Annotated in this window: 26 protein-coding genes; 16 read left to right on the plus strand and 10 right to left on the minus strand. The window is 69.1% G+C overall.

Annotated features, from left to right (window positions below; genetic code table 11):
- Window positions 1-6: 6 nt before the first annotated feature.
- Window positions 7-651, minus strand: coding sequence for a response regulator transcription factor (locus CRT60_RS21205; RefSeq protein ID WP_098738495.1), 645 nt, complete (start codon window positions 649-651; stop codon window positions 7-9).
- Complete coding sequence (locus CRT60_RS21210) at window positions 648-2,309, minus strand: ATP-binding protein (protein WP_244592673.1); 1,662 nt, start codon at window positions 2,307-2,309, stop codon at window positions 648-650. The genes CRT60_RS21205 and CRT60_RS21210 overlap by 4 nt, the downstream gene beginning before the upstream one ends.
- A gap of 235 nt (window positions 2,310-2,544) precedes the next feature.
- On the opposite strand from CRT60_RS21210, the gene CRT60_RS21215 reads away from it, so the two are divergent.
- The 8 genes from CRT60_RS21215 (at window position 2,545) to mnhG (ending at window position 10,134) form a co-directional block, all read left to right on the plus strand.
- Entirely contained in the window at window positions 2,545-3,426 is an 882-nt protein-coding gene (locus tag CRT60_RS21215; protein ID WP_098738496.1) for a universal stress protein, read from the plus strand.
- A gap of 21 nt (window positions 3,427-3,447) precedes the next feature.
- Entirely contained in the window at window positions 3,448-3,945 is a 498-nt protein-coding gene (locus CRT60_RS21220; protein WP_098738497.1) for a PTS sugar transporter subunit IIA, read from the plus strand.
- Window positions 3,946-4,007: 62 nt separating this feature from the next.
- Complete coding sequence (locus CRT60_RS21225) at window positions 4,008-6,974, plus strand: monovalent cation/H+ antiporter subunit A (protein ID WP_098738498.1); 2,967 nt, start codon at window positions 4,008-4,010, stop codon at window positions 6,972-6,974.
- On the plus strand, window positions 6,974-7,318 hold the full coding sequence (locus CRT60_RS21230; protein ID WP_098738499.1) for a Na+/H+ antiporter subunit C: 345 nt from the start codon (window positions 6,974-6,976) through the stop codon (window positions 7,316-7,318). The genes CRT60_RS21225 and CRT60_RS21230 overlap by 1 nt, the downstream gene beginning before the upstream one ends.
- Window positions 7,315-8,943, plus strand: coding sequence for a monovalent cation/H+ antiporter subunit D (locus CRT60_RS21235; RefSeq protein WP_244592674.1), 1,629 nt, complete (start codon window positions 7,315-7,317; stop codon window positions 8,941-8,943). The genes CRT60_RS21230 and CRT60_RS21235 overlap by 4 nt, the downstream gene beginning before the upstream one ends.
- Window positions 8,940-9,440 (plus strand): Na+/H+ antiporter subunit E, encoded by a 501-nt coding sequence (locus CRT60_RS21240; RefSeq protein ID WP_244592675.1) that lies wholly within the window; start codon window positions 8,940-8,942, stop codon window positions 9,438-9,440. The genes CRT60_RS21235 and CRT60_RS21240 overlap by 4 nt, the downstream gene beginning before the upstream one ends.
- On the plus strand, window positions 9,437-9,718 hold the full coding sequence (locus tag CRT60_RS21245) for a K+/H+ antiporter subunit F (RefSeq protein WP_193548453.1): 282 nt from the start codon (window positions 9,437-9,439) through the stop codon (window positions 9,716-9,718). Before CRT60_RS21240 ends, CRT60_RS21245 begins: the two co-directional genes overlap by 4 nt.
- Window positions 9,715-10,134: a monovalent cation/H(+) antiporter subunit G gene (gene mnhG / locus CRT60_RS21250; protein ID WP_098738501.1), complete on the plus strand. Its 420-nt coding sequence runs from the start codon at window positions 9,715-9,717 to the stop codon at window positions 10,132-10,134. Before CRT60_RS21245 ends, mnhG begins: the two co-directional genes overlap by 4 nt.
- Window positions 10,135-10,154: 20 nt before the next feature.
- On the opposite strand, the gene CRT60_RS21255 is transcribed toward mnhG, so the two are convergent.
- Window positions 10,155-10,883, minus strand: a complete 729-nt coding sequence (locus tag CRT60_RS21255; protein WP_098738780.1) for a GntR family transcriptional regulator — start codon at window positions 10,881-10,883, stop codon at window positions 10,155-10,157.
- A 223-nt stretch (window positions 10,884-11,106) separates the two neighbouring features.
- Here CRT60_RS21255 and CRT60_RS21260 point away from each other — a divergent pair, with 223 nt between their 5' ends.
- From CRT60_RS21260 to hydA, 6 genes are read left to right on the plus strand one after another with little or no spacing between them, the layout of a single operon-like run.
- The gene (locus CRT60_RS21260) at window positions 11,107-12,123 is read left to right on the plus strand and encodes an ABC transporter substrate-binding protein (RefSeq protein WP_098738502.1); all 1,017 of its coding nucleotides are present in this window, start codon (window positions 11,107-11,109) and stop codon (window positions 12,121-12,123) included.
- A gap of 52 nt (window positions 12,124-12,175) precedes the next feature.
- Window positions 12,176-12,997 carry an ABC transporter permease gene (locus CRT60_RS21265; protein ID WP_098738503.1) on the plus strand — a complete coding sequence of 274 codons (822 nt, stop codon included), beginning with the start codon at window positions 12,176-12,178 and terminating at the stop codon, window positions 12,995-12,997.
- Window positions 12,998-13,001: 4 nt separating this feature from the next.
- The gene (locus tag CRT60_RS21270; protein WP_204562050.1) at window positions 13,002-13,835 is read left to right on the plus strand and encodes an ABC transporter ATP-binding protein; all 834 of its coding nucleotides are present in this window, start codon (window positions 13,002-13,004) and stop codon (window positions 13,833-13,835) included.
- Window positions 13,832-15,172 (plus strand): amidohydrolase family protein, encoded by a 1,341-nt coding sequence (locus tag CRT60_RS21275; protein WP_098738504.1) that lies wholly within the window; start codon window positions 13,832-13,834, stop codon window positions 15,170-15,172. The genes CRT60_RS21270 and CRT60_RS21275 overlap by 4 nt, the downstream gene beginning before the upstream one ends.
- Window positions 15,173-15,222: 50 nt before the next feature.
- Window positions 15,223-15,969 carry a maleate cis-trans isomerase family protein gene (locus tag CRT60_RS21280; RefSeq protein ID WP_244592676.1) on the plus strand — a complete coding sequence of 249 codons (747 nt, stop codon included), beginning with the start codon at window positions 15,223-15,225 and terminating at the stop codon, window positions 15,967-15,969.
- Window positions 15,970-16,006: 37 nt separating this feature from the next.
- Window positions 16,007-17,443 carry a dihydropyrimidinase gene (gene hydA, locus CRT60_RS21285; RefSeq protein ID WP_098738505.1) on the plus strand — a complete coding sequence of 479 codons (1,437 nt, stop codon included), beginning with the start codon at window positions 16,007-16,009 and terminating at the stop codon, window positions 17,441-17,443.
- Between the two features lie 22 nt (window positions 17,444-17,465).
- Here hydA and CRT60_RS21290 read toward each other — a convergent pair whose 3' ends face one another.
- The 3 genes from CRT60_RS21290 to CRT60_RS21300 are packed head-to-tail and all read right to left on the minus strand — an operon-like array spanning window position 17,466 to window position 20,742.
- Window positions 17,466-18,215 (minus strand): GntR family transcriptional regulator, encoded by a 750-nt coding sequence (locus tag CRT60_RS21290; protein WP_098738506.1) that lies wholly within the window; start codon window positions 18,213-18,215, stop codon window positions 17,466-17,468.
- Entirely contained in the window at window positions 18,212-19,618 is a 1,407-nt protein-coding gene (locus CRT60_RS21295; protein ID WP_098738507.1) for an amidase, read from the minus strand. The genes CRT60_RS21290 and CRT60_RS21295 overlap by 4 nt, the downstream gene beginning before the upstream one ends.
- Window positions 19,615-20,742 carry an MFS transporter gene (locus CRT60_RS21300; protein WP_244592677.1) on the minus strand — a complete coding sequence of 376 codons (1,128 nt, stop codon included), beginning with the start codon at window positions 20,740-20,742 and terminating at the stop codon, window positions 19,615-19,617. Before CRT60_RS21300 ends, CRT60_RS21295 begins: the two co-directional genes overlap by 4 nt.
- A gap of 95 nt (window positions 20,743-20,837) precedes the next feature.
- Between CRT60_RS21300 and CRT60_RS21305 the strand changes: the two genes are divergently transcribed.
- Complete coding sequence (locus CRT60_RS21305; RefSeq protein ID WP_098738509.1) at window positions 20,838-21,191, plus strand: hydroxyisourate hydrolase; 354 nt, start codon at window positions 20,838-20,840, stop codon at window positions 21,189-21,191.
- Between the two features lie 6 nt (window positions 21,192-21,197).
- Here CRT60_RS21305 and CRT60_RS21310 read toward each other — a convergent pair whose 3' ends face one another.
- From CRT60_RS21310 to CRT60_RS21325, 4 genes are read right to left on the minus strand one after another with little or no spacing between them, the layout of a single operon-like run.
- Complete coding sequence (locus CRT60_RS21310) at window positions 21,198-22,034, minus strand: ABC transporter permease (RefSeq protein ID WP_204562054.1); 837 nt, start codon at window positions 22,032-22,034, stop codon at window positions 21,198-21,200.
- Window positions 22,035-22,049: 15 nt separating this feature from the next.
- Window positions 22,050-22,907, minus strand: coding sequence for an ABC transporter permease (locus CRT60_RS21315; RefSeq protein ID WP_098738510.1), 858 nt, complete (start codon window positions 22,905-22,907; stop codon window positions 22,050-22,052).
- Between the two features lie 34 nt (window positions 22,908-22,941).
- Window positions 22,942-23,988 carry an ABC transporter substrate-binding protein gene (locus tag CRT60_RS21320; protein ID WP_098738511.1) on the minus strand — a complete coding sequence of 349 codons (1,047 nt, stop codon included), beginning with the start codon at window positions 23,986-23,988 and terminating at the stop codon, window positions 22,942-22,944.
- Between the two features lie 59 nt (window positions 23,989-24,047).
- Window positions 24,048-25,166 (minus strand): ABC transporter ATP-binding protein, encoded by a 1,119-nt coding sequence (locus CRT60_RS21325; protein ID WP_098738512.1) that lies wholly within the window; start codon window positions 25,164-25,166, stop codon window positions 24,048-24,050.
- Window positions 25,167-25,370: 204 nt separating this feature from the next.
- On the opposite strand from CRT60_RS21325, the gene CRT60_RS21330 reads away from it, so the two are divergent.
- A complete protein-coding gene (locus tag CRT60_RS21330) occupies window positions 25,371-26,786 on the plus strand; it encodes an amidase (protein ID WP_098738513.1) in 1,416 nt (471 codons plus the stop codon).
- Window positions 26,787-26,797 lie beyond the last annotated feature (11 nt).

Below are 26,797 nucleotides of genomic sequence, written 5' to 3' on the forward strand. Positions count from 1 at the left end.
GACACGTCACTCCAGCCGTTCACCCAGCTTCATCCGCATCAGCGCCAGTTCCGGGGCATTGCGGGCCTCCATCTTCTCCAGCACGCGGGCGCGGTGGGTTTCGACCGTGCGGATGCCGATGGCGAGGCGGGTGGCGATGGTCTTGTTGGGCAGGCCCTGGGCGACCATCTCCATTACCTCCAGTTCGCGCGGGCTGAGCAAAGCGAGGCGGCGGCGGATTTCCCCGACCTCCGCCTCGGCGCTGCGCGCGGCGAGATCGCGCGCGAACGCCTCCTGCACCCGCTCGATCAGCAGATCCTCGTCGAACGGCTTTTGCAGGAAATCCACCGCCCCGGCCCGGAAGGCCCGCACCGCGGCGGTGACGTCGCCATGGCCGGTGATGACGATCACCGGCAGGGTCAGTCCGCGCCGGATCATCTCCTGCTGCAACTCCAGCCCGTCCATGCCCGGCATGCGGATGTCGAGAATGGCGCAACCGGGCTGGTCGGGGGATGCCGTCTCCAGGAACTCGGCGGCCGACGCGCAGCAGCGTACGGTCAGGCCGGCCAGATCGAGGTGGAGCGCCAGGGCGTCGCGCACGGCCTCGTCGTCGTCCACCACGAACGCCACCGGGGTGGCTCCGGAGCCCGCGGCGGGCGTTTCGGTCGTCATGCGGGCACTCCGTCTTTGCCCGCGCCATGAGCGGGAATGGTGAACTGGAACACGGTGCCGCCAGTTGCGCCGCTTCTTGCGGTCAGGGTGCCGCCATGGCTCTCGACGATGGTGCGGACGATGGACAGCCCAAGCCCCATGCCTGTCGGCTTGGTGGTGACGAAGGGGGCGAACAGGTTGCGCTCCACCACCTCGGCAAGGCCGGGTCCGGTGTCGCGCACGCCGATGGCGACGAAGTCGGGCTGCGCGGCGGGGCAGGCGAAGATCACGATGCGGCGCCGGGCCGTCTGGGCCTGGGCGGGCGGACCGCCATCCGTGCCTTCGCCCATCGCTTCCGCGGCATTGCGGACGAGGTTGAGAATCGCCTGCTGCAGTTGGACCGCGTCGCCGTCAATCGTCGGCAGGGGGGCCGGAAGGGCGGGGTCGATTTCGGCGACGATCTCCACCGCATGGCGGCTGGCCAGCGGGCCGGCCAGCGTCAGGCAGTCGGCGATCAGCGTTGCGACCGGCAGCGGGGCGCGGTCGCTGGCGCCCTTGCGCACGAAATCGCGCAGGCTGCGGATGACCCGGTCCGCCCGCTCCGCCTGGGTAACGGTTTTGTCGAGGATCTCGGTCAGGCGGGGGGAGGCCCCTTCGAGCCGCGCGACCTTGCGGGCGGCGCGGGCGTAGCCCATCGTCGCCGCCAGCGGCTGGTTCAACTCGTGGGCCAGCGCCGCCGTCATCTCGCCCGCCTCGATCAGGCGGGAGGCGTGGGCGAGGTCGGACTGCCGCACCCGCAGCCTATCCTCCGCCCGGCGGCGCTCGCTGACCACGGCGCCAAGCAGCAGGATGGTGACGGCCAGAGTCAGCATCAGCAGCTGGAAATGCGCCATGCGGTCGGTATCGACGCCGGTCGCCTGGATGGCGGCGATCAGCCCGGCCTGCGTGGCGACCGAGGCCACCACCGCGCCGACCAGCCCATGCCGCACGGCGATGCCGATGGCCGGCAGGAACAGCAGATAGAAATGCTCGTACTGCGAGGAGGCGAGCGGGCCGAAATCGAGCCACAGGGTGAAGCCGATCAGCGCCCCTTGCGCCAGCGTCTCCGCCGCACCGCTCCATGACCAGCGCAGGGCCGGCATCCGCCGGCCGATCAGCACCAGCGGCGTCAGGACGGCGATGCCGATGACTTCGCCCGTCCAATAGCGCAGCAGCACCTGCGGAAAGTTCGTCCACTCGAACAGGCCGGCCGCGGTGTGGATGGCGATGAAGCACAGGCCGATTCCCAGAACCGCCGCGGCGCTGCCGCCCAGCAGCAGGACGATGTCGCGCAGCCGGGACAGGCCCGGATCGATTGCGCGGCGCAGCAGCCATCCTGCGATCCCATAGCCCATGGCGACGACGCCGTTCGCCAGGAACGGGGCCCACAGCGTCATGGGCAGAGGCGTTATGGGCAGATCGCGGACGACGAGGTCGGCGGCGGTCAGGGCCAGCCAGACCAGGGGCACGGCGCGGATGCCGAACAGCACCGACACCCCCATCATCAACCCGGCCGGCGGGTTCCACGGCGTGATGTTGATGGACGAGACCGCATGGATGAAGCTGATCCAGTCCAGGAACAGGTGGACGGCCAGATAGGCCGGAACGAACATCCATTTGCGGCGGACAATCTGCGACATGGGGCGATGGTAACGCCAACCCGCTCCGACTGCATCAGGGGAAATCGCCAGGCCCGTATTACTACGGAGACCCTGCGGGATCGGGCGCAGCCCCTTCGGGTCCGTATTTCCCGGCATGGACAGACTGCCGCCGACTTCCGATCATTGAGGTGTTTCCTGCGGAGCGATTTCCGGCAGGCAACCGACCGCACCGGAACAAAAGGACCGGAGACCTCACGCAACCGGAACCGTCACGATGGCAAGCCTCAAGCGCATTCTGCTGGCAACCGACCTGGAACCGAAATCGGACCGCGCCCTGGAGCGCGCCGTTCAGCTCGCCCATCGGTTCGATGCGGAGCTGACGGCGCTGCATGTCGTCGACAGTAACGGCGGCCGCTACGGTTGCCTGCCGCTGCACCATGTGGAAGGCGAGTTGCAGCGCCACATCCTGGCCGCAAGTGGCGGGGCCGGTATCCGGGCGCAGGCGGTCGCGGTGCGCGGCGACGCGGTGGAACACCGGGTCGCCGGCTATGCCGGCCTGTGGCGGCCCGACCTTCTGGTGGTGGGCCTGCACCAGCGCGACCGGGTGGCGGACCTGTTCCTGGCCTCCACCGTCGAGCGCATCGCGATTGCCGACGGAACGCCGATGCTGATCGTGCGCGACAAGCCGCTCCAGCCCTATCTGCGGGTGCTGGTGCCGGTCGATTTTTCCGAACGGTCGCGCTCGTCGGTGGAGTCGGCGCGCATGCTGATGGAGGAGGGATGCATCCACCTGCTGCATGTCGCCGATCTGCCGGACGCTTCGGCACTGGACAAGGCACAGGTCGAGCACGATTTCCGGACCGTGCTCGGCCCCCAGGGGGACGGGCCGCCGGGTGGGCCGGCGGGTGGGGTGGGGGTGGAGACGATCCTGTTGACCGGCTCTCCGGGGCAGCGGATCGTCGGTCTGGCCCGGCAGGGGCGGTACGATCTGGTTGCAATGGGCTCGGCCCGGCGCAGCGGCGTTGCCCGTGCCCTGCTGGGCAGCACGGCGTCCGAGGTGATCGACGCGCTGCCCTGCGACGTGCTGATCGGTGGCGTGGGTATGGGAATGGGCTCCGGCTGGTCCTCGGCGCCCGCACCCACACTTTGCCCCTGATGGGCCTGAATGGAGAACCGGATGACCATCACTGACCATTTTTCCGCGTCCAGCGTGATTCTCGATGCCGCGCCCGGCAACAAGGCGGCGCTGCTCGACCAGTTGGCGGCCGAGGCCGCCGCCCGCAGCGGGCGTCCGGCGCCCGAGATCCTGGAGGCCTTGCAGGCGCGGGAGAAGATCGGCTCCACCGCGCTCGGCAGGGGCGTGGCGCTTCCCCACACGGAGCTTGCCGATCTTGCGGCCCCGGTCGTCCTGTTCGCCCGTCTCCAGCGCGCGGTCGATTTCGACGCGCGCGACGACGAGCCGGTCGATCTGGTCTTCCTCGCGCTCTGGCCGGCATCGAACCGCAAGGGGCTGCTGGCGTCCATGGCGGAAATCTGCGGGGCGCTGCGCGATCCGCAGTCGCTGCGCCGGCTGCGCGGTGCCAAGACCGCCGACGACGCGGCCCAGATCGTCATCCAGGCTGTTGCCCAGGATGAGGACGACCGGGACTGCAACGACGCACCCCCCGGCTTCTGACACCGTCCATCGCCGCCGCCCCGGTGTGCCTCCAGTCTGCCGCCAGTCTGCCGTAGGATTTCATGCCCGACGCACTCCCGCTCCTGATCGCCATCGCCTTGCCCTTCGCCGGCGCGGTTGCCGCCGGACTGTTGCCCACCCATGCGCGCAACGCCGCGGCGTGGCTGGCCGGCGGCGTGGCGCTGCTCGGGTTGGCGATGGTGTGGGCGGCCTACCCGACGGTTTCGGCCGGCGGCGTGCTCCGCTTCACCGCCGGATGGATGCCGTCGCTGGGGCTCGAATTCTCCCTGCGGATGGACGGCTTCGCATGGCTTTTCGCCGGGCTGGTGTTCGGGGTCGGCGTGCTGGTGGTGGTCTACGCCCGCTATTACATGGCGGCCGAGGATCCGGTGCCGCGCTTCTTCGCCTTCCTGCTCGCCTTCATGGGGTCGATGACGGGGGTGGTGCTGTCGGGCAACTTGATCCAGCTCGCCTTCTTCTGGGAGTTGACCAGCCTCTTCTCCTTCCTGCTGATCGGCTACTGGCACCACACCGCCGCCGCGCGCGACGGTGCCCGCATGGCGCTGACGGTCACGGCGACCGGCGGCCTCTGCCTGTTCGCGGGCGTGCTGATCCTCGGCCACATCGTCGGCAGCTACGATCTCGACGCCGTGCTGACGGCCGGCGACCTCATCCGCGCCCATCCGCTCTACCTGCCGGCCCTGGTGCTGATCCTGCTCGGCGCGCTGACCAAGAGCGCGCAGTTCCCCTTCCATTTCTGGCTGCCGCACGCCATGGCGGCGCCGACCCCGGTGTCGGCCTACCTGCATTCGGCGACGCTGGTGAAGGCGGGCGTCTTCCTGATGGCGCGGCTGTGGCCGGTGCTGGCGGGGACCGAGGCATGGTTCTGGATTGTCGGGTCGGCTGGTCTCGCCACCCTGCTGCTCGGCGCCTATGTTGCCATCTTCCAGCATGACCTGAAGGGGCTGCTGGCCTATTCGACGATCAGCCATCTCGGCCTGATCACCCTGCTGCTCGGCCTGAACAGCGAACTCGCGATGGTGGCGGCGATCTTCCACGTCATCAACCACGCCACCTTCAAGGCCTCGCTGTTCATGGCCGCCGGCATCATCGACCACGAGACGGGGACGCGCGACATCCGGCGGCTGTCGGGGCTGAACCGCTTCATGCCTTTCACCGCCCGCCTCGCCCTGATCGCCGCCGGCGCCATGGCGGGCGTGCCGCTGCTGAACGGTTTCCTGTCGAAGGAGATGTTCTTCGCCGAGGCGCTCTCCGCCAAGGACCCGCTGCCGGTCTTCTTCGACATTCTGCCGGTCGCGGCGATGGTGGCCAGCGCCTTCAGCGTCGCCTATTCGCTGCGCTTCATCCATGGCACCTTCTTCGGGCCGGACCCGGTGGACCTGCCGCACAAGCCACACGAGCCGCCGGCCTGGATGCGTTTCCCGGTCGAGGTGCTGGTGCTGGCCTGCATCGTCATCGGCATCCTGCCCGCCGCCACCGTCGGCCCCTATCTCGACATGGCCGCCCGCGCCGCCCTGGGTGCGGCGACGCCGGAATACAGCCTCGCGGTCTGGCACGGCTTCAACCTGCCGCTGGTGATGAGCATGGCCGCCTTCGCCGCCGGGCTGATCCTCTACCGGCTGCTGCAAAGCCACCTCGCCAAGGGCATCGAGGGGCCGCCGCTGATCCGCAGCCTGGAAGGGCGGCGCATGTTCGAGCGGACGATGGTCTTCCTGTCCTGGCGGCTGGCCCGCACCGCCGAGGGCGTGCTCGGCACCCGCCGCCTGCAGCCGCAGCTGCGGCTGGTGGTGGCCGCCGCGGTGCTGGCCGCCGGCTGGACCGTGTGGAGCCGCGGGGTGGGGCCTGGCAATCTGGTGCCGTCCGGCATCGACCCGGTGCTGGCGCTGATCTGGCTGCTGGGGGCCGCCTGCGCCCTGGGGGCGGCCTGGCAGGCGAAGTTCCACCGGCTGGCGGCGTTGATCCTGCTCGGCGGCACCGGGCTGGTCGTCTGCGTCACCTTCGTCTGGTTCTCCGCCCCCGACCTCGCGCTGACCCAGCTGCTGGTGGAGGTGGTCACCACCATCCTGCTGCTGCTCGGCCTGCGCTGGCTGCCCAAGCGGATGGACATTCCCGGCAGCCGCGGGTCGGAGGCGGTCACGCTGACCCGCCGCCTGCGCGACCTCGGCATCGCCACCGCCGCCGGGGCCGGCATGGCCGGGCTGGCCTTCGGGGTGATGACGCGCTTCCCACCGGAGCTGCTGGCCCGCCATTTCCTTGAACTGGCCTACAGCGAGGGCGGTGGCACCAACGTCGTCAACGTCATCCTGGTCGATTTCCGCGGCTTCGACACCATGGGCGAGATCGCCGTGCTGGGAGTGGTGGCGATGACCGCCTACGCGCTGCTGCGCCGCTTCCGTCCCGCGTCGGACAGTGTCGACGTTCCCGAACAGCAGCGCGACCAGAGCGCCTTCGACGCCTCGCGGCCCGACCGCAAGGACGGCGACACCGTGGCCGACTGGCTGTTCATCCCGTCGCTGATCGCCCGCCTGCTGTTCCCGGTGATCCTGCTGGTGGCGCTGTTCCTGCTGCTGCGCGGCCACGACCTGCCGGGCGGCGGTTTCGCCGCGGGTCTGACCGTCGCCATCGCCATGATCCTGCAATACATGTTCGGCGGCACCCAGTGGGTCGAGGCGCGGCTGCGCGTGCTGCCGATGCGCTGGATGGGCATTGGCCTGCTGCTGGCCGCCGGCACCGGGCTCGGCGCCTGGATATTCGACCGGCCGTTCCTGACCAGCTATTTCGCCTATTCGCAGATTCCGGTGCTGGGCAAGGTCCCGGTGGCGAGCGCCCTGCTGTTCGACATCGGCGTCTTCGCCCTGGTGGTCGGCGCCACCATCCTGATCCTGATCGCGCTGGCCCGCCAATCGCTGCGCGGCCACCGCGCCGCCGCCCCCCGTCCGCCGGAGGTTCCGGCGGTGCCCGAACCGGTTGCGCCCCCCCTGGGACAGATTGCCGTGGGAGACGACTGATGGAACTGATCCTTTCGCTCGGCATCGGCGTGCTGACCGGCTCCGGCGTGTGGCTGCTGTTGCGGCCCCGCACCTTCCAGGTGATCGTCGGCCTGTCGCTGCTCTCCTACGCCGTCAACCTGTTCATCTTCTCCACCGGCGGCCTGCGCACGGGTGCTGCGCCGATCCTGGAAGGCGGCCGGGCCGGCACGCTCGCCATGCATGCCGATCCGGTGCCGCAGGCGCTGGTGCTGACCGCCATCGTCATCGGCTTCGCCACCACCGCCCTGTTCCTCGTTGTCCTGCTCGCCGCCCGCGGCCTGACCGGGACCGACCATGTCGACGGAAAGGAGAGCGGCCGGTGAGCGGCTGGATGGACCATCTGACGATAGCCCCCATCGTCGTGCCCCTGCTGGTGGGGGCGGTGATGATGCTGATCGACGAGCGGCAGCGCACGCTGAAGGCGGTGATCGGCATGGGCTCGGCGCTGGCGCTGCTGGGGCTGGCGATCCTGGCGCTGACCGTCGCCGATGCAGGGGCGGGCGTCGTCCGCGTCTACCGGCTCGGCAACTGGCCGGCGAGTTTCGGCATCGTGCTGGTGCTGGACCGTTTCGCCGCCCTGATGTTGGTGCTGACCGGGATCCTGGGAGTGGCCGCCCTGACCTTCTCGCTGCCGCGCTGGCAGAAGGCGGGGGCGCATTTCCACCCGCTGTTCCAGTTTCAGCTGATGGGGCTGAACGGCGCCTTCCTGACCGGCGACCTGTTCAACCTGTTCGTCTTCTTCGAGATCATGCTGGCGGCCTCCTACGGCCTCGCTCTGCATGGCTCCGGGCTGGCGCGGGTGCGGGCGGGGCTGCATTACGTCGCGATCAACCTGTCGGCGTCGCTGCTGTTCCTGATCGGTGTCAGCATGATCTACGGCGTCTCCGGCACCCTCAACATGGCCGATCTGGCCGGCCGGGTCGCCAGCCTGGCGTCCGAGGATCGCGGGCTGCTGGAAGCCGGCGCGGCGATCCTGGGTCTCGCCTTCCTGATCAAGGCGGGGATGTGGCCGCTGGGCTTCTGGCTGCCCAACACCTATTCCACCCTGGGCTCGGCGTCGGCCGCCATCGTCTCGATCCTCAGCAAAGTGGGCATCTATGCCGTGCTGCGGCTGTGGCTGCTGGTGTTCGGCGAGGGGGCGGGGGCATCGAGCGGCTTCGGCGGCACGGTCCTGCTGATCGGCGGCTTGCTGACCATCGGCTTCGGCTGCATCGCCGTGCTGGCGACGCAGAACATGGCGCGGCTTGCCGGCGCCACCGTGCTGGTGTCGTCCGGCACCCTGCTGGCGGCCATCGGCGCCGGCCAGATGGCGGTGACCGGCGGGGTGCTGTTCTATCTGACCAGTTCCGTGATGGCGGTCGCCGGCTTCTTCCTGCTGGTCGAGCTGGTGGAGCGCGGCCGCGCTGTCGGCGCCGACGTGCTGGCGGTGACCCGCGAGGCCTTCGGCGAGGGCGATGACGAGGATGCCGACGATGGCGGGGGTGGCGGCGGGGCCGGCGTTCCCATTCCGGCGACGATGGCGATCCTCGGCATCGGCTTCATGTCCAGCGCGCTCCTGCTGGCCGGCCTGCCGCCGCTGTCGGGATTCCTCGCCAAGTTCGCCATCCTGTCGCCGCTGCTGGCGGCCGGGCCGGAGGTTCCCGTCACCACCTGGATCCTGCTGGCGGCGCTGGTGCTGTCGGGGCTGGCGACGGTGGTGGCGATGACGCGGGTGGGCATCGACGCCTTCTGGGCCTCGCCGGCCGCCGAGGTGCCGCGGGTGCGGGTGGCCGAGATCGCGCCCGTCCTGCTGCTGCTCGCCCTCAATCTGGCGCTGACCATCCAGGCCGGACCGGCCATGCGCTACATGGAGGACACCGCGCGCGCGCTCCATGCGCCGCAGGACTACAACGGTGCCGTGCTGTCCGGCATTCCGACGGCGGGCCCGACGGCCGGAGGTGCCCGATGAGACGGCTGATGAGGCTGCTGCTGCCCTATCCCATGATGACCGCGACGCTGCTGGGGGTTTGGCTGCTGCTGAACGAGAGCGTGGCCCCCGGCACCATCATCCTGGGCGGCGTTCTTTCGCTGGGGACGGCCGCGACGCTGGGCGTGCTCGACCTCCCGGGCGGACGCTTCCGCCGTCCGCAGGCCGCGCTGTCGCTGCTGGGTGTGGTGCTGGTGGATATCCTGCGCTCCAATTGGGCGGTCGCGAAGATCATCCTGCGGCCGGGCGGCGGCGGCCGGGTGTCGGGCTTCGTGCGCATCCCCCTCGATCTGAGGGCGCCCTACGGGCTGGCGACGCTCGCCTGCATCGTCACCGCCACCCCCGGCACGGTGTGGGTCGCCTATGACCGGCGCCGGAACACCATCCTTCTGCACATCCTCGATCTGGTGGACGAGCAGGAGTGGATCGACACCATCAAGGGCCGCTACGAGACACGGTTGATGGAGCTGTTCGAATGATCCTGACCCTGCTGATGGGGACGATCTTCCTCACCCAGATCATGCTGGTGGTCGCCATGGCCTTCGCGACCGTCCGGGTGCTGCGCGGACCGCGGGCACAGGACCGGGTGCTGGGGCTGGACACTCTCTACGTCACGGCGACCATGCTGCTGCTGACCTTCGGCATCCGCAACGGCAGCATCCTGTATTTCGAGGCGGCTTTGATCATCGCCCTGCTCGGCTTCGTGTCGACGGCGGCGCTGGCGAAGTTCCTGATGCGCGGCGAGGTCATCGAATGAACAACCATCTGGCCGATCTCCCAGCCTGGGCCGCCATTCCCGCCGCCCTGCTGCTGCTGGCCGGCGCCGTGCTGACTCTGATCGGCACGGTCGGGCTGCTGCGGTTCGGCAGCTTCTATCAGCGGGTCCATGCGCCGACGCTGGGCTCGACCCTGGGGATCGGCTGCATCCTGCTGGCCTCGATGCTGGTCTTCTCCGTCCTGGAGTCCAGGGCGATCCTGCACGAGGTGCTGATCACCGCCCTGATGGTGGTCACCACCCCGATCACCCTGATGCTGCTGGCCCGCGCCGCCCTCTACCGCGACCGAAGCGAGGGAAGCGACGAGGTGCCGCCGCCGCCCTCGGGCCAGGACGCGCGCGCTTCCGGAACCGCACCGCAGTCTCAGCCGGGTCCGGGCGGCGGGCAGGACGTGTGATACGGCTTACGGGGGCTGGTTCACACTGATTCTGCCTGCCGTCCCGCACCGGCCGGACTGTCCGAACCGCAGCCGTTCAGCGCAGCGAGGACGGCATCGGCGGTTTGCCGACTGTGGGCGGCCAGGAGGCTTCCGGCCGCCGCCATGTCGCGCTGCCGGACGGCGGCCATGAAGCCGTCATGTTCGCTCAGCGAATGCCGCCAGCGTTCCTCATCGTAATTGGCCAGCGACCGCGCCCGGAGAATCTTGGAGGCGAAGCCGGCATAGGTGGCTTCCAGGGACGGGTTGCGTGCCATCGCGACGATTCGGGCGTGGATTTGCCGGTTGGTCAGGAAATAGGCCGGCCGGTCGCCGGCATCGAACTGGGCGTGAAGCTGGTCGTGGAGCCGGTCGAGTTCGGCGAACTCCTCCGGCGTGCCCCGCCGGCAGGCAAGGTCGCCCGCCAGCGCCTCCAGTGCCTCCATCACCTCGAAGACGGCGGCGATTTCCTTGGGGTCGATCGGCGTCACCACGGCGCCGCGGTGCGGGCGAAGCTCCACCAGCCCTTCCGCCGCCAGGACACGCAGCGCTTCCCGCAAAGGCGTGCGCGAGACTCCCAGCTGTTCGCACAGCTGGACCTCCGGCACGCGGCTGCCCGGCCGCAATTCGCCGGACAGGATCATCGCGCGCAGCTCCGCGACGGCACCGTGGTGCAGCGTTTCACGGCGGATCGGCCCGGCGGGGGCCTTGGCGGTCTTCACAATGTCCATGGTCGATCCGGCGATGCCCATAATGCTGAATGATTGTGCAGCGATGCGCAAACGATGCCATACGCTTAAAAATAAGGCAAGAGAGGTGCAGGGCGCGTCTGCTTTTCAAAAACTTATATATGATTGATATTAAACAATAAATCCAAAATCGCCATATTGTATACAATTTGGCACGCGGCTTGCGACGGATGGGACATCGCAATCGCATCAGGGAATCCTGCCCATGTCGCTTCGATCCTTCACGCTTGGCGCCGTCACCGGCGTGGTCCTCGCCCTGTCCGCGGCCGCCGCGACCGCCCAGGCCGCCGACACGGAGGCGGTGAAGCTGGGCTTTGCCAAATGTGCCCACTGCCTGCCGATGGCGCTGACGCCCGATCTGGCGAAGGGCGTGAAGATCGAGGCCATCAACTTCAATTCCGGCAACGACGTGCTGACGGCCCTGGTGTCCAAGAGCATCGACGTGGCGCAGGTCACCTACCTCCATTACATCACCGCCCTCGACAAGGGCTTCGACGTGGTGGCGATCTCCGGTCAGGTGAATGGCGGATCGGAGATCCTGACCGCCAAGGGGATCGAGCTGAAGCCGGACGACTGGGCCGGGCTGAAGGCGCTGATCGCCGACCGCAAGGCGAAGGGCGAGCCGCTGCGCGTCGCCGCCTCGCGCCGGAATGCGCAGGACATCCACATGCGCGGCGCCTTCCTGAAGAACGGGATCGACGCCAACAAGGACGTGCAGTTCGTCAACATCCCGAACCCGTCCGACCATGCCGCCGCCCTCCAGCGCGGCGAGGTCGACGTGATCTGCACGGTGGAGCCCTTCGCCTCGCAGATCCGCAGCAGCGGGGCGGGCCGGCACTTCACGCTTCCCTACGATCAGGCCGCCGGCAACCTGACCAACCTGATCGTCACCCGCTCCGACGTCATCAAGGAGCATCCCAAGGCGGTCGAGGCCACCGTCGCGTCCGTCGTGGCGCTGGTCGACAAGCTGAAGGCCGACCGGGGCGCCTGGGTCGACACCATCAACAAATACACCGGCATGGACAAGACGGTCGCGGCGGAGGCGCTGAAGAACGCATCGCCCGACTATGCCATGCACAAGGACAGCACGCTCGCCATCGCCGCGATGATGCGCGACCTGAAATACATCAGCCACGATGTCTCCGCCGCGGCCGAGAAGAACCTCGACTACAGCTTCCTGGAAACCGTCACGGCCAAGCCGAAGACCGAGTTGGGCTTCTGATCGGCTGCCGGCTGTATCCGGCCAGGTGTTTCATGGGACAGGAGTCCGGTTCATGACGGCGATAGGAAAAATCTGGGAGCGGTTCGCCTGGGAAAGGGCGGTCGTTCCCCTCGTCATCCTCGTGGCCTGGGAGGCCGTGTCGCGGTCCGGCCTTCTGCCCGCAGCACTGCTGCCGCCGCCGACGGTGGTCCTGCATGCCTGGGGCGACTGGGTGTTCGGCTTCGACGAGACCAGCCAGGCCAACAGCGGGCGCTGGTTTGCCGATGCGCTGTCCAGCGCCGTGCGGGTCGCCGCCGGCTATGCCATCGCGGCGGCCAGCGGCATCCTGCTGGGCATCGCCATCGGCTGGTGGCGCTGGGTCGAGCGGACGGTGGAGCCGACGATCCAGATGCTGCGCCCGGTTCCGCCGGTGTCGTGGATTCCGGTGGCGATCATCTGGTTCGGCATCGCCAACAAGCCGGCCATCTTCCTGGTCTTCCTCGGCGCCTTCTTCCCCATCCTGATGAACACCATCCACGGGGTGAAGACGGCCGACCGCAACCTGATCCGCGCCGCCGCGATGATGGGCGCCACCGAGCAGCAGTTGTTGCGCCATGTGGTGTTCCCGGCGGCCCTGCCCAGCATCTTCGCCGGCCTGCGCATCGGCATCGGCGCCGCCTGGATGCTGACGGTCACCGCTGAGATGGTCGCGGTCAAGAGCGGGCTCGGCTACGTGCTGTGGGACAGCTACTATTTCCTGCGCTACGACCTCGTGCTCGCCGCCATGGCCAGCATCGGCCTGCTCGGCTACGCGACCGATGGCCTCATCAAGCTCCTGATGTCCGTGGCGCTGCATTGGCAGCACGGATCCACCCTGCAAAGCCGGGAGGGCTGACGCCATGGCCTCCATCGAGCTGAAGAACATCACCAAGATCTTCCGCGACGCCAAGCGCAAGCGCGACCTGCTGGCCATCGACGATGTCAGCCTGTCGGTGGAACCCAACCAGTTCCTGTGCCTGCTGGGCTCGTCGGGCTGCGGCAAGTCCACGCTGCTCAACATGATCGCCGGCTTCGAGAAACCGACCGGCGGCAGCGTGACGGTCGGCGGCAAGCCGGTGGACGGGCCGGGCGCCGACCGCGGCATGGTCTTCCAGCAGGCCAACCTGATGCCCTGGCTGCCGGTTTGGGAGAATGTCGCCTTCCATCTGCGGCTGAAGGGCTGGCGCAAGGCCGACCGCCGGGCCGCGGCGCAGGAATACATCGACATGGTGGGCTTGCGCGGTTTCGAGAACCACTTCCCGGCGGAACTGTCGGGCGGCATGAGCCAGCGCGTCGGCATCGCCCGCGCCCTGCTGCTGAACCCGCAGGTCATCCTGATGGACGAGCCGTTCGCGGCGCTGGATGCCCAGACCAAGATGGACATGCAGGAGGAACTGGTCGCCATCTGGCAGAAGCAGCGCTGCACCATCGTCTTCGTCACCCACAGCGTCGACGAGGCGCTGGTGCTGGGCACCCAGGTCGCCGTCCTGACCAGCCGGCCGGGCCGGGTGCGCGAACTGATCGACCTCGACCTGCCGCGCCCGCGCGACATCACCAGCCAGCAGTTCAACGACCACAAGCGCCACATCCTGAACCTGATCCGCGAGGAAGGGATGCAGCAGCGCAAGGAGGCGACGAAGCCGGAGCCGGTGCCGGACGCCGCTGCGGCCGGCCGTCAGGGCGCAGCGGCATGACCTCGGTCCAACACCCCCTCGACCTGCTGCTGACCGGCGTCACCGCCATCACCGGCGATCCGGCGACCGGGATCATGGAGGATGCCGCCATCGGCATCAGCGACGGCCGGATCGCCCATCTGGCCCCGGTCTCCGCCGGGTTGCCGGCGGCGGAGCGCACGCTGCACCGTCCCGGCCGGCTGGTGACGCCGGGCTTCGTCAACGCCCATCTGCATGCGGTGCTGGTGATGGTCCGCGGCGTCGCCGCCGATCTCGGCTTCGCACCGTCCTACACCCCCGGCGTGCCCAAGGGCACCGATGCCACCCCGGAGGAGGCGCGGGCGCTCGCCCGGCTCGGCGTGGCGGAGGCGCTGCTGTCCGGCTCCACCCTGGTCTGCGACCATTTCGTCCATGCCGAGGCGACGCTGGAGGCCGTGGCCGAGCTGGGGCTGCGCGTCCATGCCGGCTGGCGGGTGCATGACGTGGATTTCGCCCGCGTGCCGCAGGGGGAATGGCGCTTCGACGCCGGGATCGGCGAGGATCTGCTGCGCCGGACGCTCGACCTGCACGACCGCTGGCACGGGGCGCTGAATGGGCGCATCGCGGTGCAGATGGCCGCCCATGCGCCGGACACCTGCTCCCCCGGCTTCCTGCGGACGCTCGCCGCCGAGGCGTCGGCCCGCGGCATGCGCGTCAACACCCATCTGGCGCAAAGCCGGGTCGAGGTGGAGCGCGTCCGTGCCTCCACCGGTCTGTCTCCCGCGGCCCTGCTGGAAGAGACCGGGATGCTGAACGAGCGGCTTCTCGCCACCCATTGCCTCTATGTCGATGACGACGACATCGCGCGGCTGGCCCGTGCCGGCGTCCATGCCGTGCATGTGCCCAAATGCAACGCCGCCTCCGGCAGGCTGGCACCGACCCCTGCCCTGAAGGCGGCGGGGGTCAATCTGGCGCTGTGCACCGACACCCAGCATGGCGACATGGTGGAGACGATGCGCTGGGCGCTCGCCACCGCCCGTATCGGTCAGGGCGGCGTCTCCGCCGATTGGCAGCCGGCCGACGTCTTCCGCATGGCGACGCTGGGCGGGGCCGAGGCCGTCGGCATGGCCGACCGGATCGGCACGCTCACCGTCGGCAAATGCGCCGATCTGGTGGTGTTCGACAGCCGCCGCCCGCATCTAAGGCCGCAGACCAACCCGCTCGGTACGCTGGTCCACACCGGCCAGGGCCGCGACGTGGAGATGGTGATGGTCGATGGCGAGGTTCTGGTCGAGGACGGCCGCCTGCCGCGCGCCGATCTGGAGCGGATCTGCATCGAGGCCGACGAGGCCGCCCGCGCGCTGTGGGCACGGGCCTGAACCCCAAAAACCCTGAAAACAAGAAACGCCTGAAGCGATAAGGACCGAACATGACCACGCCCGATCTGACCAAGCGCGTCCTTCTGGGGATGCTGACCCCGTCTTCCAACACGGTCCTTGAGCCGGTGACCTCCGCCATGCTGAGCGGGCTGCCGGAGGTGTCGGCCCATTTCGGCCGTTTCACCGTCAAGGAGATCTCGCTGCGCGCCGCGGCGCTCGACCAGTTCACCGACGCACCCTTCCTCGACGCCGCCCGGCTGCTGGCCGACGCCAAGCTGAATGTGATCGGCTGGAACGGCACCTCGGCGGGCTGGCTCGGCTTCGATGCCGACGAGCGGCTGTGCAGCACCGTCGCGGCGGAGACCGGCATCCCGGCCTGCACCTCCATGCTGGCGCTGAACGAGATTCTGGAGACGACGGGCCGCAAGCGCTTCGCCATCGTCAGCCCCTATCTCGACGAGATTCAGGAGCGGATGGTCGCCAATTACAACGCCGCCGGATTCGAGGTGGTGGCGGAACGCCATCTGAACGACCGCGGCAACTTCTCCTTCTCCGAGATCACCGAGGAGCGGATCGAGCGCATGTGCGCCGAGGTGGCGGAAGCCAAGCCCGACGCCATCGCCATCATCTGCACCAACATGCGCGGCGCCCCGGTGGCGGAGCGGGTGGAGAAGGCGCTGGGCATCCCCGTCTACGACACCGTATCCACCGTGGTGTGGAAGGCGCTGCGCATGACCGGCGTCGACACCCGCCGGGTCGAGGGCTGGGGCAGCCTGTTCCGGGAACTGCACGGCTGACGGCTGATGGTTGATGGCTGAAACGGGGGAGGGGAGCATGGAGTTCGATCTGGTCATCCGCAACGGCACGGTCGCCACCGCGTCGGACGTGTTCAGGGCCGATGTCGGCGTGCGCGGCGGCACCATCGCGGCACTGGGCGCCGGCCTCGCCCCCGGAGCCGAGGAGATCGACGCCGCCGGGCTGCTGGTCCTGCCGGGCGGTGTCGACGGGCATGTCCATTTCGACCAGCCGACCGGCGACGGGTCGGTGATGGCCGACGATTTCCTCACCGGCACCCGCTCCGCCGCCTTCGGCGGCACCACCACGGTGCTGCCCTTCGCCTGCCAGGAAAAGGGCCGGTCGCTGCGCGAGGCGGTGGACGACTATCACCGGCGGGCCGCCGGCAAGCCGGTGATCGACTATGCCTTCCACCTGATCGTCACCGATCCGACCGAGCAGGTGCTGGGGCAGGAGTTGCCGGCGCTGATCCGCGAGGGCTACACGTCCTTCAAGATCTACATGACCTACGATGCGCTGAAGTTGAACGACCGTCAGATTCTGGAGGTTCTCGACATCGCCCGCAGCGAGGGCGCCATGGTGATGATGCATGCGGAGAATGCCGACTGCATCGCCTGGCTGACCGAGAAGCTGGAGCGCGCCGGGCAGACGGCGCCGTTCTTCCACGGCGTTTCCCGCCCGCGCGTGGCGGAGCGCGAGGCCACCCACCGGGCCATCTCGCTCGCCGAGCTGGTGGATGTGCCGATCCTGATCGTCCATGTCTCGGGTGCCGACGCGGTGGAGCAGATCCGCTGGGCGCAGGGGCGCGGCCTGCGGATCTATGCCGAGACCTGTCCGCAATATCTGTTCCTGACCGGCGACGATCTGGGTGGGGAGGGGTTCGAGGGCGCGAAGTGCATCTGCTCCCCGCCGCCGCGCGATGCCGCCAATCAGGCCGTCATCTGGGATGGGCTGACCGGCGGGACCTTCCAGGTCTTTTCGTCGGACCATGCGCCGTTCCATTTCGACGGGCCGGGCGGCAAGAAGGTCCATGGCGAACAGGCGCCCTTCCGCTGCGTGCCAAACGGCATTCCGGGGGTGGAAACGCGCCTGCCGCTGCTGTTCTCCGCCGGCGTGATGACCGGACGGATGGAGCTGACCAAATTCGTGGAGCTGACCGCCACCAACCCCGCCCGCATGTACGGGCTCCATCCGCGCAAGGGCACCATCGCGGTGGGGGCGGATGCCGACATCGCCCTGTGGGATCCGAACCGCCGGGTCACGGTCACGAACGCCATGCTGCACCACAATGTGGATTACACCCCCTATGAGGGGATGGAGGTCACCGGCTGGCCGGTGGCAACGATCTCGCGCGGGGCGGTGGTGTGCCGCGACGGCGCGCTTCTGGCTGAGCCCGGCCGCGGCCGGTTCCTGCCCTGCGGCCTGCCGGCGCCCGCCCGTCCCAAGAGCGCCCCGGCGCCGGTCCTGCCGTTCTGACGGTCCCGGCGGGCGGTGGTGGTTACACCGCCCGCCTTGCCCTGGGCGAGGCGCAGGCGGCGGCCACCACCTCGCCGGTGCGGCCGACATGGTGCATGAACAGGCGCTGGGCGGTCTCGCCGTCGCGAGCCTCCATCGCCACCAGGATCTCGCGGTGCTCCAGCACCGATTCCTTCCAGCGGCCCTGGGCGCCCAGGGCGAAATAGCGCGCCCGCGCCAGCCGGCCGAGCAGCCGGTCATGGGCGTCCACCAGCGCCGGATTCTTGGCGCCAGACACGATCAGCCGGTGGATCTTCTGGTTGATCGAGAAATACTCCTCCAGCGCGCCGGCTCCCTGCAAGGCCTCGATCCTGTCCTGGAAGCCGCGCAGGCGGCGCAGGTCGGCGGCGGTCATCCGCTCGGCGGCGAGCCTGGCCGCGAAGCTCTCGATGCAACCCTCGGCCTCGAACAGGTGGATCAACTCGTCGGCGTCGAGCGGGGCGACGATGGCGTTGCGGTTGGGCCGCAGCATCACCAGCCCGTCCGCCGCCAGCAGCTTCAGCGCCTCGCGCAGGGGGGTGCGGGAGATGCCGAGCTTTTCGCTCAGCTCCGGCTCGATCAGCCGGGCCGACGGCGGCAATTCACCATAGATGATCATGGAGCGCAGGCGGTCCACGGCCATCTCCGCCAGCGGCGGCGGCGGCACTGTCCGGCGACGCCGGGGGGCGGCTGCGGGGATGTCACCGGAAACGTCGCCAGGAACATCGCCAGGAACATCGTTGTCCATGCTCATCCGGCCAGTCCTCGCCCGCCAGCGGCGAGCAGCGTTTCGATGAAGGCGGCGAAGCGCAGCACCCGGCGATCTTGACCGCGCGGGGCTATGACCTGCAACCCGACCGGCAGACCGGCACGGCCGGTGCCGCAGGGCAGGCTGAGGGCGGGAACCTTGGCGTGGTTGAACAGCGGGGTGAAGACGGCGTGCGCGCGTGGCGGCACCGCCTGCCCGCCGATGGTCTCCGGACCCAGCCGGTCGAGCGGCCATGCGACGCAGGGCGCGGTCGGGCCGATCAGCAGGTCGATGTCGGTGAAGAAGGCGGCGAGCGCGCGTGCGACCTTCACGCCCAGCAGCTGCGCCGCCGCGACCTCCGGTCCCGTCAGGGTCAGTCCCCGCTCGATCTGCATGGCGATGTCGGGGTCGAACCGGGCCGGATCGCGGCGGAAGGCGTCGCCGTAGAGGGCGGCCAGCCCGGCATGCTGCAAGGGCATCAGCGCCGTTTCCGTCACGCCCGCCGGCCAGGATGGATCGCGCCGGACGATGCGGACTCCCGCCCGTTCCAGAGTGTCCACCGCCTGTTCGACCGCCTGCCGCACATCCTCGTCGATCGGGGCGTCCAGGCCAAGGCGGGGGCTGTAGGCGACGGTCAGGCTTTTGGGCGGCAGGGTGTCCGCCGGGGCGACGGCGACGGACTCGGGATCGCGCGGATCGGGCCCGCACAGCGCCTTGAACATCAGCGCCGCGTCGGCGACATCGGCGGCGATGGGGGCCATCACGGCAATGCCGGTGAAGGGCTCGGCGTAGCCCGGTCCGTAGGGAATGGCGCCGAAGGACGGCTTGAACCCGACCACGCCGACATGGGCGGGCGGTCGGCGGCTCGATCCGCCGGCATCGGTGCCGAGCGCCAGCGGCACCAGCCCCGCCGCCACTGCCACGGCCGGCCCGCCGCTCGACCCGCCGGGGGTCAGGCTCGGGTCCTGCGGGTGACGTGTCGGTCCGAACAGCGGGTTGGTGGTGACGCCCTTGCAGGCGAATTCGGAACTGTTGGTCATACCGACGATGACGGCGCCGGCAGCGCGCAACCGCTCCACCGCGATGGCGTCGGCCGGAGCATGGAAGTCCGCGAACAGGCGCGATCCCTGGGTGACGCGCCGGCCGGCGACCCAGATGGTGTCCTTGACCGCGACCGGCACCCCGGCCAGCGGCAGCGTTTCCCCGGTGGCCAGCCGGCGGTCTACCGCATCCGCCCCGGCCAGCGCTGCCGCCTCGTCGACGGAGACGAAGGCGTTCAGCGCCGGGTTGCCGGCGGCGATGCGGGCCAGCGCCGCTTCCGTTTCGGCACGGGCGCTGTTGCGGCCCATGCGCACGGATTCGGAAATGGCGGCAGCGCGTGTGGCGGCGGCGCGTGGGGGAGTGGTCATCGCTTGTCCTTCAGAAGGCTGAGGCCGGACAGCGCCGCCAGCAGGCCGACGGCGACATAGCCGGTGGCGAGGTCGCTGACCGCGGCGGCGGCGACCAGCAGGATCGGCCCGGCGATCAGACCGGCGAAGCCGCCGACCATCACCGCGCCGGTCGCCTCGCCGATGCGTCCGGCGGGAGCCAGCCTTGCGACCTCGGCCACGAACACGCCGTTCCAGCCGCTGGCGGTCAGCCCGAACAGGAAGGTCGCCAGGGTCAGCAGCGGGAAGGGCAGGGCGGCGCCGGCCCATCCCACCAGGATCGAGGCCGCGGCCATGCCCAGACCCAGCAGCCCGACCAGCCGGCGCGGCGCCATCCAGCGCGATGCCACCACGCCCCAGCCGAGCCGCCCGACCAGTCCGCCCGCCTGCCCGGCGGCCAGCGCCACCCCGGCGGAGACATGCGGCAGCCCCAGCTCCGTCACCGCGAAGACCACGAAAAAGCCGTTCAGCGTCAGTTGGCTGGCGGAATAGGGCAGGGCGGCCAGCGCCATCCGCCGCAGCGCCGGGTCGCCGTGCAGCAGCTGTACCGCCGTCCCCAGTCCGAAACCGGCGGCGGCATTGCGGGTCAGCGGGTCATAGACGGGCCGCAGCCGCTCGAAGACCGGAATGCAGGCCAGCGCCAGCATGGCGATGACCGCGTAGCCGGCGCGGGGATCCAGGGCGACGGCCAGAAGCGGCAGAGCCAGAGATCCGGCGATGGCGCCGATCTGGTTACCGGTCTGGCGGACGGAAAACACCATCGGCCGGTCGGCTTCCCGGACCAGCCGGCCGAGGATCGCGGCGCTGGCCGGCGTTTCGGGTCCGCAGGCAAGGCCGATGGCGACACCGGCGGCCAGCAGCCCCGCGGCGCTCCCGCCCGTCATCGCGCACAGCATGGCGGCTGCGACCGCCACCGCGCAGAGGCTGGCGATCCGGAACGGTCCGAGACGCCCGGCCAGCACGCCGCCATACAGTGATGCAGCCATCCCGACCGCGAAGCCGGTGGTGGTGAACAGGCCCAGCCCCGCCGGGTCGATCCCCAATCGGGGTGCCAGAACCCCCGGCGCGAACAGGGCCAGCGCGACCAGCGCCTGCAAACCGGTCATGCCGGCCAATGCCGGCAGGAGGGGGGGGAGCAGCGGTGCTGGCGTTGCCGTCGCCGTCTCGGCTACCATTTCGGCGAACCGAAGACGGAGGCAGCATGGCGGGCGGAATTTCGATCCATGGCGTGGATGTGGCGCGCGGCGTCGCCGCCCAGGGCATGCGGGTGGAGCTTCACGCGCTCAGCCCGGAACGTTGGCTGCTGGCGGCGGGCGAGCTTGGCGCCAACGGTCAGCTCGACCACCCGACCGTGCGCGGCGACGGCATCGGAGCCGGACCGCACGAGGTGCTGTTCCATGTTGGCGACTGGCTGCGGGCGGCGGGCTATGCCGAGGAGCAGGCCCGCTTCCTCGACATCGTTCCGTTCCGCTTCGTCGTCACCGACCTCGACCGCCATCTTCATCTGCCCTTCAAGTTCACGCCCTACGGGGTATCGCTCTTTTTGGGTGTGTGACGGGGGTCAGGTCAACCTTTTGGAGAGGCCGGCGACGCGTTCCATCAGCAGCATCAGGCCGATGGTGACGACGATCAGCACGCCGGACAGCGCCGCGACGGTCACGTCCAGCCGGCCTTCCAGATCCTGCCACATGCGGATCGGCAGCATGTCGGTGGCGGCATCGCGCAGGAACAGCGAGACCGGGACATTGTCGAAGGACGCCATGAAGGCGATGAAGCCGCCCGCCATGATGCCGGGCCGGATCAGCGGCAGGGTGACGCGGCGGAAGCCGTACCAGCGCCCGGCACCCAGGCTGGAGGATGCCTCCAGCAGCGACGGGTTCATCTGGGCGAGCGAGGCCACGGTGTTGCGGACGACGAAGGGAACCGAGACGACGGTGTGGCCGATGATGAGCGTCAGCGGCGACACCGGCACCCCGATCATCGAGAAGAACATCAGCGACGACAGGCCGAAGGCCAGGGCCGGCAGCACCAGCGGCGACAGGAACAGGCTGTCCAGCACCTTGGCCGTCAGCGTCGGCGAACGGGCGATGCCGAGCGAGGCGGAAACGCCCAGCAGGATCGACAGGCCGGTCGCCCAGGCCGCCACCTTAAGGCTGTTCATCATCGCGAACTGAAGCTGCCACGCGTTCCACAGCTCGGCGTACCAGCGCAGCGAATAGCCGGGCGGCGGGAATTTCAGGGAATAGCCGCTGGTGAAGGACACCCAGATCACCACCACTGTCGGGGCGACCAGCAGGACAAGTGCCATCAGCGCGATCCCGGTCATGACGATGCGGAAGCTGAGCGCATCGAAATCGATGCGGCGGCCGCCGGAGACCGGCTTTGCGTAATCGGACATCGCTGCCTCCCCGGATCAGGCGTTGGCGTAGCCGCGCGACAGGCGGCCGAGAGCGTTGAAGATCGACACCACCACCAGCACCGACACCAGGAAGACGATGGAGATCGCCGCGGCGAAGGGCCAGTTCTGCAAGGTGGAAGCCTGCTGGTAGATGTACATCGGCATGAACAGCATCTGGCCGCCGCCGATCAGGCTCTGGGTGATGAAGGCGGTGATCGCCGCAGCGTAGGTGAGCAGGCAGCCGGCGACGATGCCCGGCAGCGACAGCGGCAGGATCACCTTGCGGAAGGTCCGCCAGTGTCCGGCCCCCAGCACCGACGAGGCGTCGGCGAAATTGGGATCGATGCGGCTCAGCGCCGTGATGATCGGCAGCACCATCAGCGGCATCTGCACCTGTGCCAGCGCCACGACCACCCCGCCCTCGGTGTAGAGCAGCTTCAGCGGCGTGTCGATCAGCCCGATCCAGGCCAGCGTGGCGTTGACGATGCCCTGGCGACCCAGGATGACCACCCAGGCGAAGGTGCGCACCACCACGCTGGTCAGCAGCGGCAGCAGCACCAGCAGCATGATGATCCCCCTGGCCCAGCCGGGGGAGCGCTGGTGCAGCCATGCCACCGGATAGCCCAGCAGAAGGGTCAGCGCCGTCACCTTCACCCCCAGCCACAGGGTTGAGCCCAGAACCCCCAGGCTGAAACTGTCGCCCAGGAAATTGACATATTGGGTCAGCCCGTAATGGCCGCCCTGCGGGTCGGTCTGGAAACTCAGCGCCAGCAGGATCACCAGCGGCGTGACGAAGAACAGGACGAAGCCCGCCGCCAGCGGAGCCGCGAGCTTCAGGTCGTAGGTGGTGACGTCGCGCAACGTCGCGGCCATGGGGCGCCTCCTCCGGCTGGCGGGCTATGGATGATCAGACGCGGATTTCGCGGTTGAACCGCTCGATCCAGGCGGCGCGCTGCTCGTTGATCTTGCCCCAATCCTGGAACACGAACTTCTTCGCGATCTCCGCATGGTCCTTGGCCAGCGTCTTGGCCAGTTCGCCCTTGATCGCGACCTTCGTGTTGGTCGGCACGATCAGGTAGGGCTCCTCCATCAGCGTGGCCTGCACCTCCGGCGACAGGGCGGCTTCGATCAGCTTGAAGGCCAGCTCCTTGTTGGGGGAGTTCTTGACGATGTGGATGGTCGTCTTGAAGGCGATGGCACCCTCCTTCGGAATGACGAACTCGACCGGGACTCCGCGCGCCTTAAGGATCTGGATGGCGTTGAAGTTGCCGGGGGAGATGTCGATCTGGCCCTGCTGGAACAGGGTGGCGAGCTGCCCGGGGTTGGCGGCGACGGCGGCAAGGCTGGGGCGCAACGCCTCGATGGCCTTGAAGGCCGGATCGATGTTGGATTCCGACCCGCCATGCATCTTGGCGAGTTCCACCATGAAGCCGGTGCCGAGCGTCGAGTTCAGGTTGGTGATGCCGACGCGGCCCTTGAATTCCGGCTTCCACAGGTCGGCCCAGGAGGTCGGCGGCGTTTTCACCGTCTCCGGGTTGTAGGTGATGCCGACCACCTGGAAGAAGGGCGCCGGCCCCATCGGGACCTGTGCCGCCGGGATCAGGTCCTTGTAATAGGCGCTCTGTTCGACGGGATAGGGTTCGACCAGATCCTGCGCGATGGCCTGGAGCGCGGGCCCCGGATCGTGCAGCATGACGTCGATCGGCGGATTCGACTTGGCGGCGTTGACCTTGGCGATCTGGTCCACCGACAGCATCGGGTCCAGCACGATGTTGGCGTTGCCTGCCGCCTTGCGGAAGGCAGGGACGAGCACGGCCTTGTGGGCTTCCTCCCAGCTGCCGGTGAAGGTCGCGAAGACCAGCGGGCGTGCCTGCGCCCAGGTCAGGCCGGGGAAGGCATGCATGGCGCCCAGCGTCAGCGCCGTCTGCATCAGATTGCGGCGGGTCAGCAGCATCGTTCACTCCTGAAGGTGAGAGGGGCCTGAAGGTGAGAGGAGGTGGGTGAAGAGGAGATTCAGGCCGCGGCGAAGACCGAGGCGAGGCGGGGGGCGACCGGCGCCAACCGCACCGGGGTGCCGGGCGCCAGCAGGTCGGTGCGCTGGATGCGCGGTTCCGACACCTTGACGGCGGTGCCGTCGCCGACGCGGATTTCGTGGACGACGGTGGCGCCCAGCGGCAGCCCCATCTCCACCACGCCGTTCAGCGTCTCGGCGTCGCTCGTGGCGGGATCGACGCTCAGGTGCTCGGGGCGCAGGCAGACGGTGACGCGGGAGCCGGGCTGCAGATCGCCCTTGGGTGCGCGGGTCTCGATCAGCCCGCCGGCGTCAAGCCGCACCCGGCCGGCGCTGCGGTCGCTGTCGACCAGCACGCCGCCAAGCAAATTGGCCGAGCCGACGAAAGTGTTGACGAACAGGCTGTCGGGCGCGTCGTAGATCTCGGTCGGCGGCGAGAATTGCTCCAGCCGGCCCTGGCTCAGCACCGCGACGCGGTCGGCCATCGACAGCGCCTCCTCCTGGTCGTGGGTGACGAGGATGGTGGTGATGCCGGACAGGCGCTGGATGCGCTTGACCTCGATCTGCATGTCCAGGCGCAGATTCTTGTCCAGCGCGGCAAAGGGTTCGTCCAGCAGCAGGATCGACGGGTTGACCGCCAGCGCGCGGGCCAGTGCCACGCGCTGCTGCTGGCCGCCCGACAGCTGGCGCGGGGTGCGGTCGCCCAGATGGCCGAGCTTGACCAGATCCAGCATGCGCTGCGCCTCGCTGCGCTGGGTGGCGCGGTCGACGCCGCGGGCATCCAGCCCGTAGGCGACATTCTCCGCCACCGTCATGTGCGGGAACAGCGCGTAGTTCTGGAAGACGATGCCGACCGAGCGGCGGTTCGGCGGCAGGCCGTCCACGCTTTTGCCGCCGACCATCACATGACCCTTCGTCTGGGCCAGGAAACCGGCGATGATCCGCAGCAGGGTGGTCTTTCCGCAGCCCGACGGACCGAGCAGGGCCACGAGTTCGCCGCCGCGGATGTCGAGCGTGACCTCGTTCACTGCGAGCGACGCGCCGTAGCGTTGGGTGATCCCGTCGAGGAGAAGCGTCTGCCCGCGCGGGGAAGCCGGACCGTTGGGCGAAGCGCTGACCATGGCTACACCATCCCTTTCGCGTTGCCGTTCGATTGCCTCCCTCTTTAGCAAACGGCATGCCGATTTTGCATTTTGCCTTATATGACAATATGATAGGCTTGTTTTGCGCCGAGCTGAGGTTTTTACGGAACCCGAATTGCCGCCATCTTGTGCGCAGATCGGATGCATATGCCGCTTTTGACGCCATTGTCGGGAGAGTGATCGATGTCTGTGCAGAATGACGCCTTGTGGCGGGACGGTGCGGCGGCCCTGGCGGCGCGTCTCGCCAACGGGGAGCTTTCAGCTCGCGCGGTGACGGATGCGCATCTCGACCGGATCGCGGTTGCCGATCCCGCGCTCGGCGCCTTCCTCACCGTCGCCGGGGACAAGGCGCTGGCGCGGGCCGGGGCGCTCGACGCCGCCTTCGCGAAGACCGGTCGCCCGGTCGGGCCGCTGCATGGCGTGCCGGTGGCCATCAAGGACCTGACCGACACCGCCGGCATCCGCACGACCTATGGGTCGGCGCTATACGCCGACCATGTGCCGGCGGCGAACGACATCGCGGTGGAGCGGATCGAAGCGGCCGGCGGCATCGTCATCGGCAAGACCAACACGCCGGAATTCGGCTTCGGCGCCATCTGCGGCAACCGTCTGGCCGGACCGACCCGCAACCCGTTCGATCCGCGGCTGACATCCGGCGGATCGAGCGGTGGCGCTGCGGTCGCCGTGGCGGCCGGGATGGTTCCGCTGGCCCATGGCACCGACTTCGGCGGTTCGGTGCGGGTGCCGGCGGGCTTCTGCGGCGTCGCCTCGATCCGGCCGACACCCGGATTGATCCCGGCGCCGAAACGGCCGCTGGGCTGGGATACGCTGGCGACACATGGGGTGATCGCGCGCAATACGGCGGACTGCGCAGTGCTGCTCGCGGCGATGGCCGGAACGGATCCCGACGATCCGACATCGTTTTTGGCACCACTCCGCGACGGTGGCGGCGAAGAAGTGGGCTCACGGCTGGGTGCCACGGCCGATTTCGGTGCCGCAACCGTGTCGCATGCGGTGAGGGAGCGCTTCGCCGCCACCATTGCCCGGCTGGAGGCGGCGGCAGGGCCGGTCCTCCGCCGTCATCCGGACTGCGGCGATGCCATGGCGACCTTTCGCACGCTGCGCGCCGCCCAGATCAGCCACGCCTACGGCCCGCTGCTGGACAGGCATGGCGACCGGTTGACCGACACCGTGCGGTGGAACATCGAAGCGGGCAGCGGCATCACCGCCCAGGCCTATCTGGAGGCGCAGACGGCGCGCACCGCGTTGTACCGCCGCTTCGCGGCACTGTTCCGGGACATCGATGTCCTGGTGGCCCCGGCTTGCGGGGTGATGCCCTGGCCGAACGCGGATGGCGAGGTGACCGCCATCGACGGCAGTCCGACCGAGACGATCCTGGACTATCTCGGCGTCACCGCCATCGTGACGTTGATCGGCTTTCCGGTGCTGACGCTGCCGGCCGGCGATGCCGACGGGTTGCCCTTCGGCGTCCAGTTGATCGCCCGTCCAGGCGAGGAGCAACGCTTGATCGGCCTGGGCCGCCGGCTGGAGCGCGACGCCGGCTTCGTCCACCGCTGGCCAGCAACTTCGCCGGACTGAAAGATCGGCGG

Origin of the sequence: Azospirillum palustre, assembly GCF_002573965.1 — a bacterium.
GTDB lineage: Bacteria > Pseudomonadota > Alphaproteobacteria > Azospirillales > Azospirillaceae > Azospirillum > Azospirillum palustre.

Coding starts and splice junctions, on each gene's coding strand:
- CRT60_RS21205 (WP_098738495.1), bottom strand. CDS start 651: ATGACGACCGAAACGCCCGCCGCGGGCTCCGGAGCCACCCCGGTGGCG.
- CRT60_RS21210 (WP_244592673.1), bottom strand. CDS start 2,309: ATGTCGCAGATTGTCCGCCGCAAATGGATGTTCGTTCCGGCCTATCTG.
- CRT60_RS21215 (WP_098738496.1), top strand. CDS start 2,545: ATGGCAAGCCTCAAGCGCATTCTGCTGGCAACCGACCTGGAACCGAAA.
- CRT60_RS21220 (WP_098738497.1), top strand. CDS start 3,448: ATGACCATCACTGACCATTTTTCCGCGTCCAGCGTGATTCTCGATGCC.
- CRT60_RS21225 (WP_098738498.1), top strand. CDS start 4,008: ATGCCCGACGCACTCCCGCTCCTGATCGCCATCGCCTTGCCCTTCGCC.
- CRT60_RS21230 (WP_098738499.1), top strand. CDS start 6,974: ATGGAACTGATCCTTTCGCTCGGCATCGGCGTGCTGACCGGCTCCGGC.
- CRT60_RS21240 (WP_244592675.1), top strand. CDS start 8,940: ATGAGACGGCTGATGAGGCTGCTGCTGCCCTATCCCATGATGACCGCG.
- CRT60_RS21245 (WP_193548453.1), top strand. CDS start 9,437: ATGATCCTGACCCTGCTGATGGGGACGATCTTCCTCACCCAGATCATG.
- mnhG (WP_098738501.1), top strand. CDS start 9,715: ATGAACAACCATCTGGCCGATCTCCCAGCCTGGGCCGCCATTCCCGCC.
- CRT60_RS21255 (WP_098738780.1), bottom strand. CDS start 10,883: ATGGACATTGTGAAGACCGCCAAGGCCCCCGCCGGGCCGATCCGCCGT.
- CRT60_RS21260 (WP_098738502.1), top strand. CDS start 11,107: ATGTCGCTTCGATCCTTCACGCTTGGCGCCGTCACCGGCGTGGTCCTC.
- CRT60_RS21265 (WP_098738503.1), top strand. CDS start 12,176: ATGACGGCGATAGGAAAAATCTGGGAGCGGTTCGCCTGGGAAAGGGCG.
- CRT60_RS21270 (WP_204562050.1), top strand. CDS start 13,002: ATGGCCTCCATCGAGCTGAAGAACATCACCAAGATCTTCCGCGACGCC.
- CRT60_RS21275 (WP_098738504.1), top strand. CDS start 13,832: ATGACCTCGGTCCAACACCCCCTCGACCTGCTGCTGACCGGCGTCACC.
- CRT60_RS21280 (WP_244592676.1), top strand. CDS start 15,223: ATGACCACGCCCGATCTGACCAAGCGCGTCCTTCTGGGGATGCTGACC.
- hydA (WP_098738505.1), top strand. CDS start 16,007: ATGGAGTTCGATCTGGTCATCCGCAACGGCACGGTCGCCACCGCGTCG.
- CRT60_RS21290 (WP_098738506.1), bottom strand. CDS start 18,215: ATGAGCATGGACAACGATGTTCCTGGCGATGTTCCTGGCGACGTTTCC.
- CRT60_RS21295 (WP_098738507.1), bottom strand. CDS start 19,618: ATGACCACTCCCCCACGCGCCGCCGCCACACGCGCTGCCGCCATTTCC.
- CRT60_RS21300 (WP_244592677.1), bottom strand. CDS start 20,742: ATGACCGGTTTGCAGGCGCTGGTCGCGCTGGCCCTGTTCGCGCCGGGG.
- CRT60_RS21305 (WP_098738509.1), top strand. CDS start 20,838: ATGGCGGGCGGAATTTCGATCCATGGCGTGGATGTGGCGCGCGGCGTC.
- CRT60_RS21310 (WP_204562054.1), bottom strand. CDS start 22,034: ATGTCCGATTACGCAAAGCCGGTCTCCGGCGGCCGCCGCATCGATTTC.
- CRT60_RS21315 (WP_098738510.1), bottom strand. CDS start 22,907: ATGGCCGCGACGTTGCGCGACGTCACCACCTACGACCTGAAGCTCGCG.
- CRT60_RS21320 (WP_098738511.1), bottom strand. CDS start 23,988: ATGCTGCTGACCCGCCGCAATCTGATGCAGACGGCGCTGACGCTGGGC.
- CRT60_RS21325 (WP_098738512.1), bottom strand. CDS start 25,166: ATGGTCAGCGCTTCGCCCAACGGTCCGGCTTCCCCGCGCGGGCAGACG.
- CRT60_RS21330 (WP_098738513.1), top strand. CDS start 25,371: ATGTCTGTGCAGAATGACGCCTTGTGGCGGGACGGTGCGGCGGCCCTG.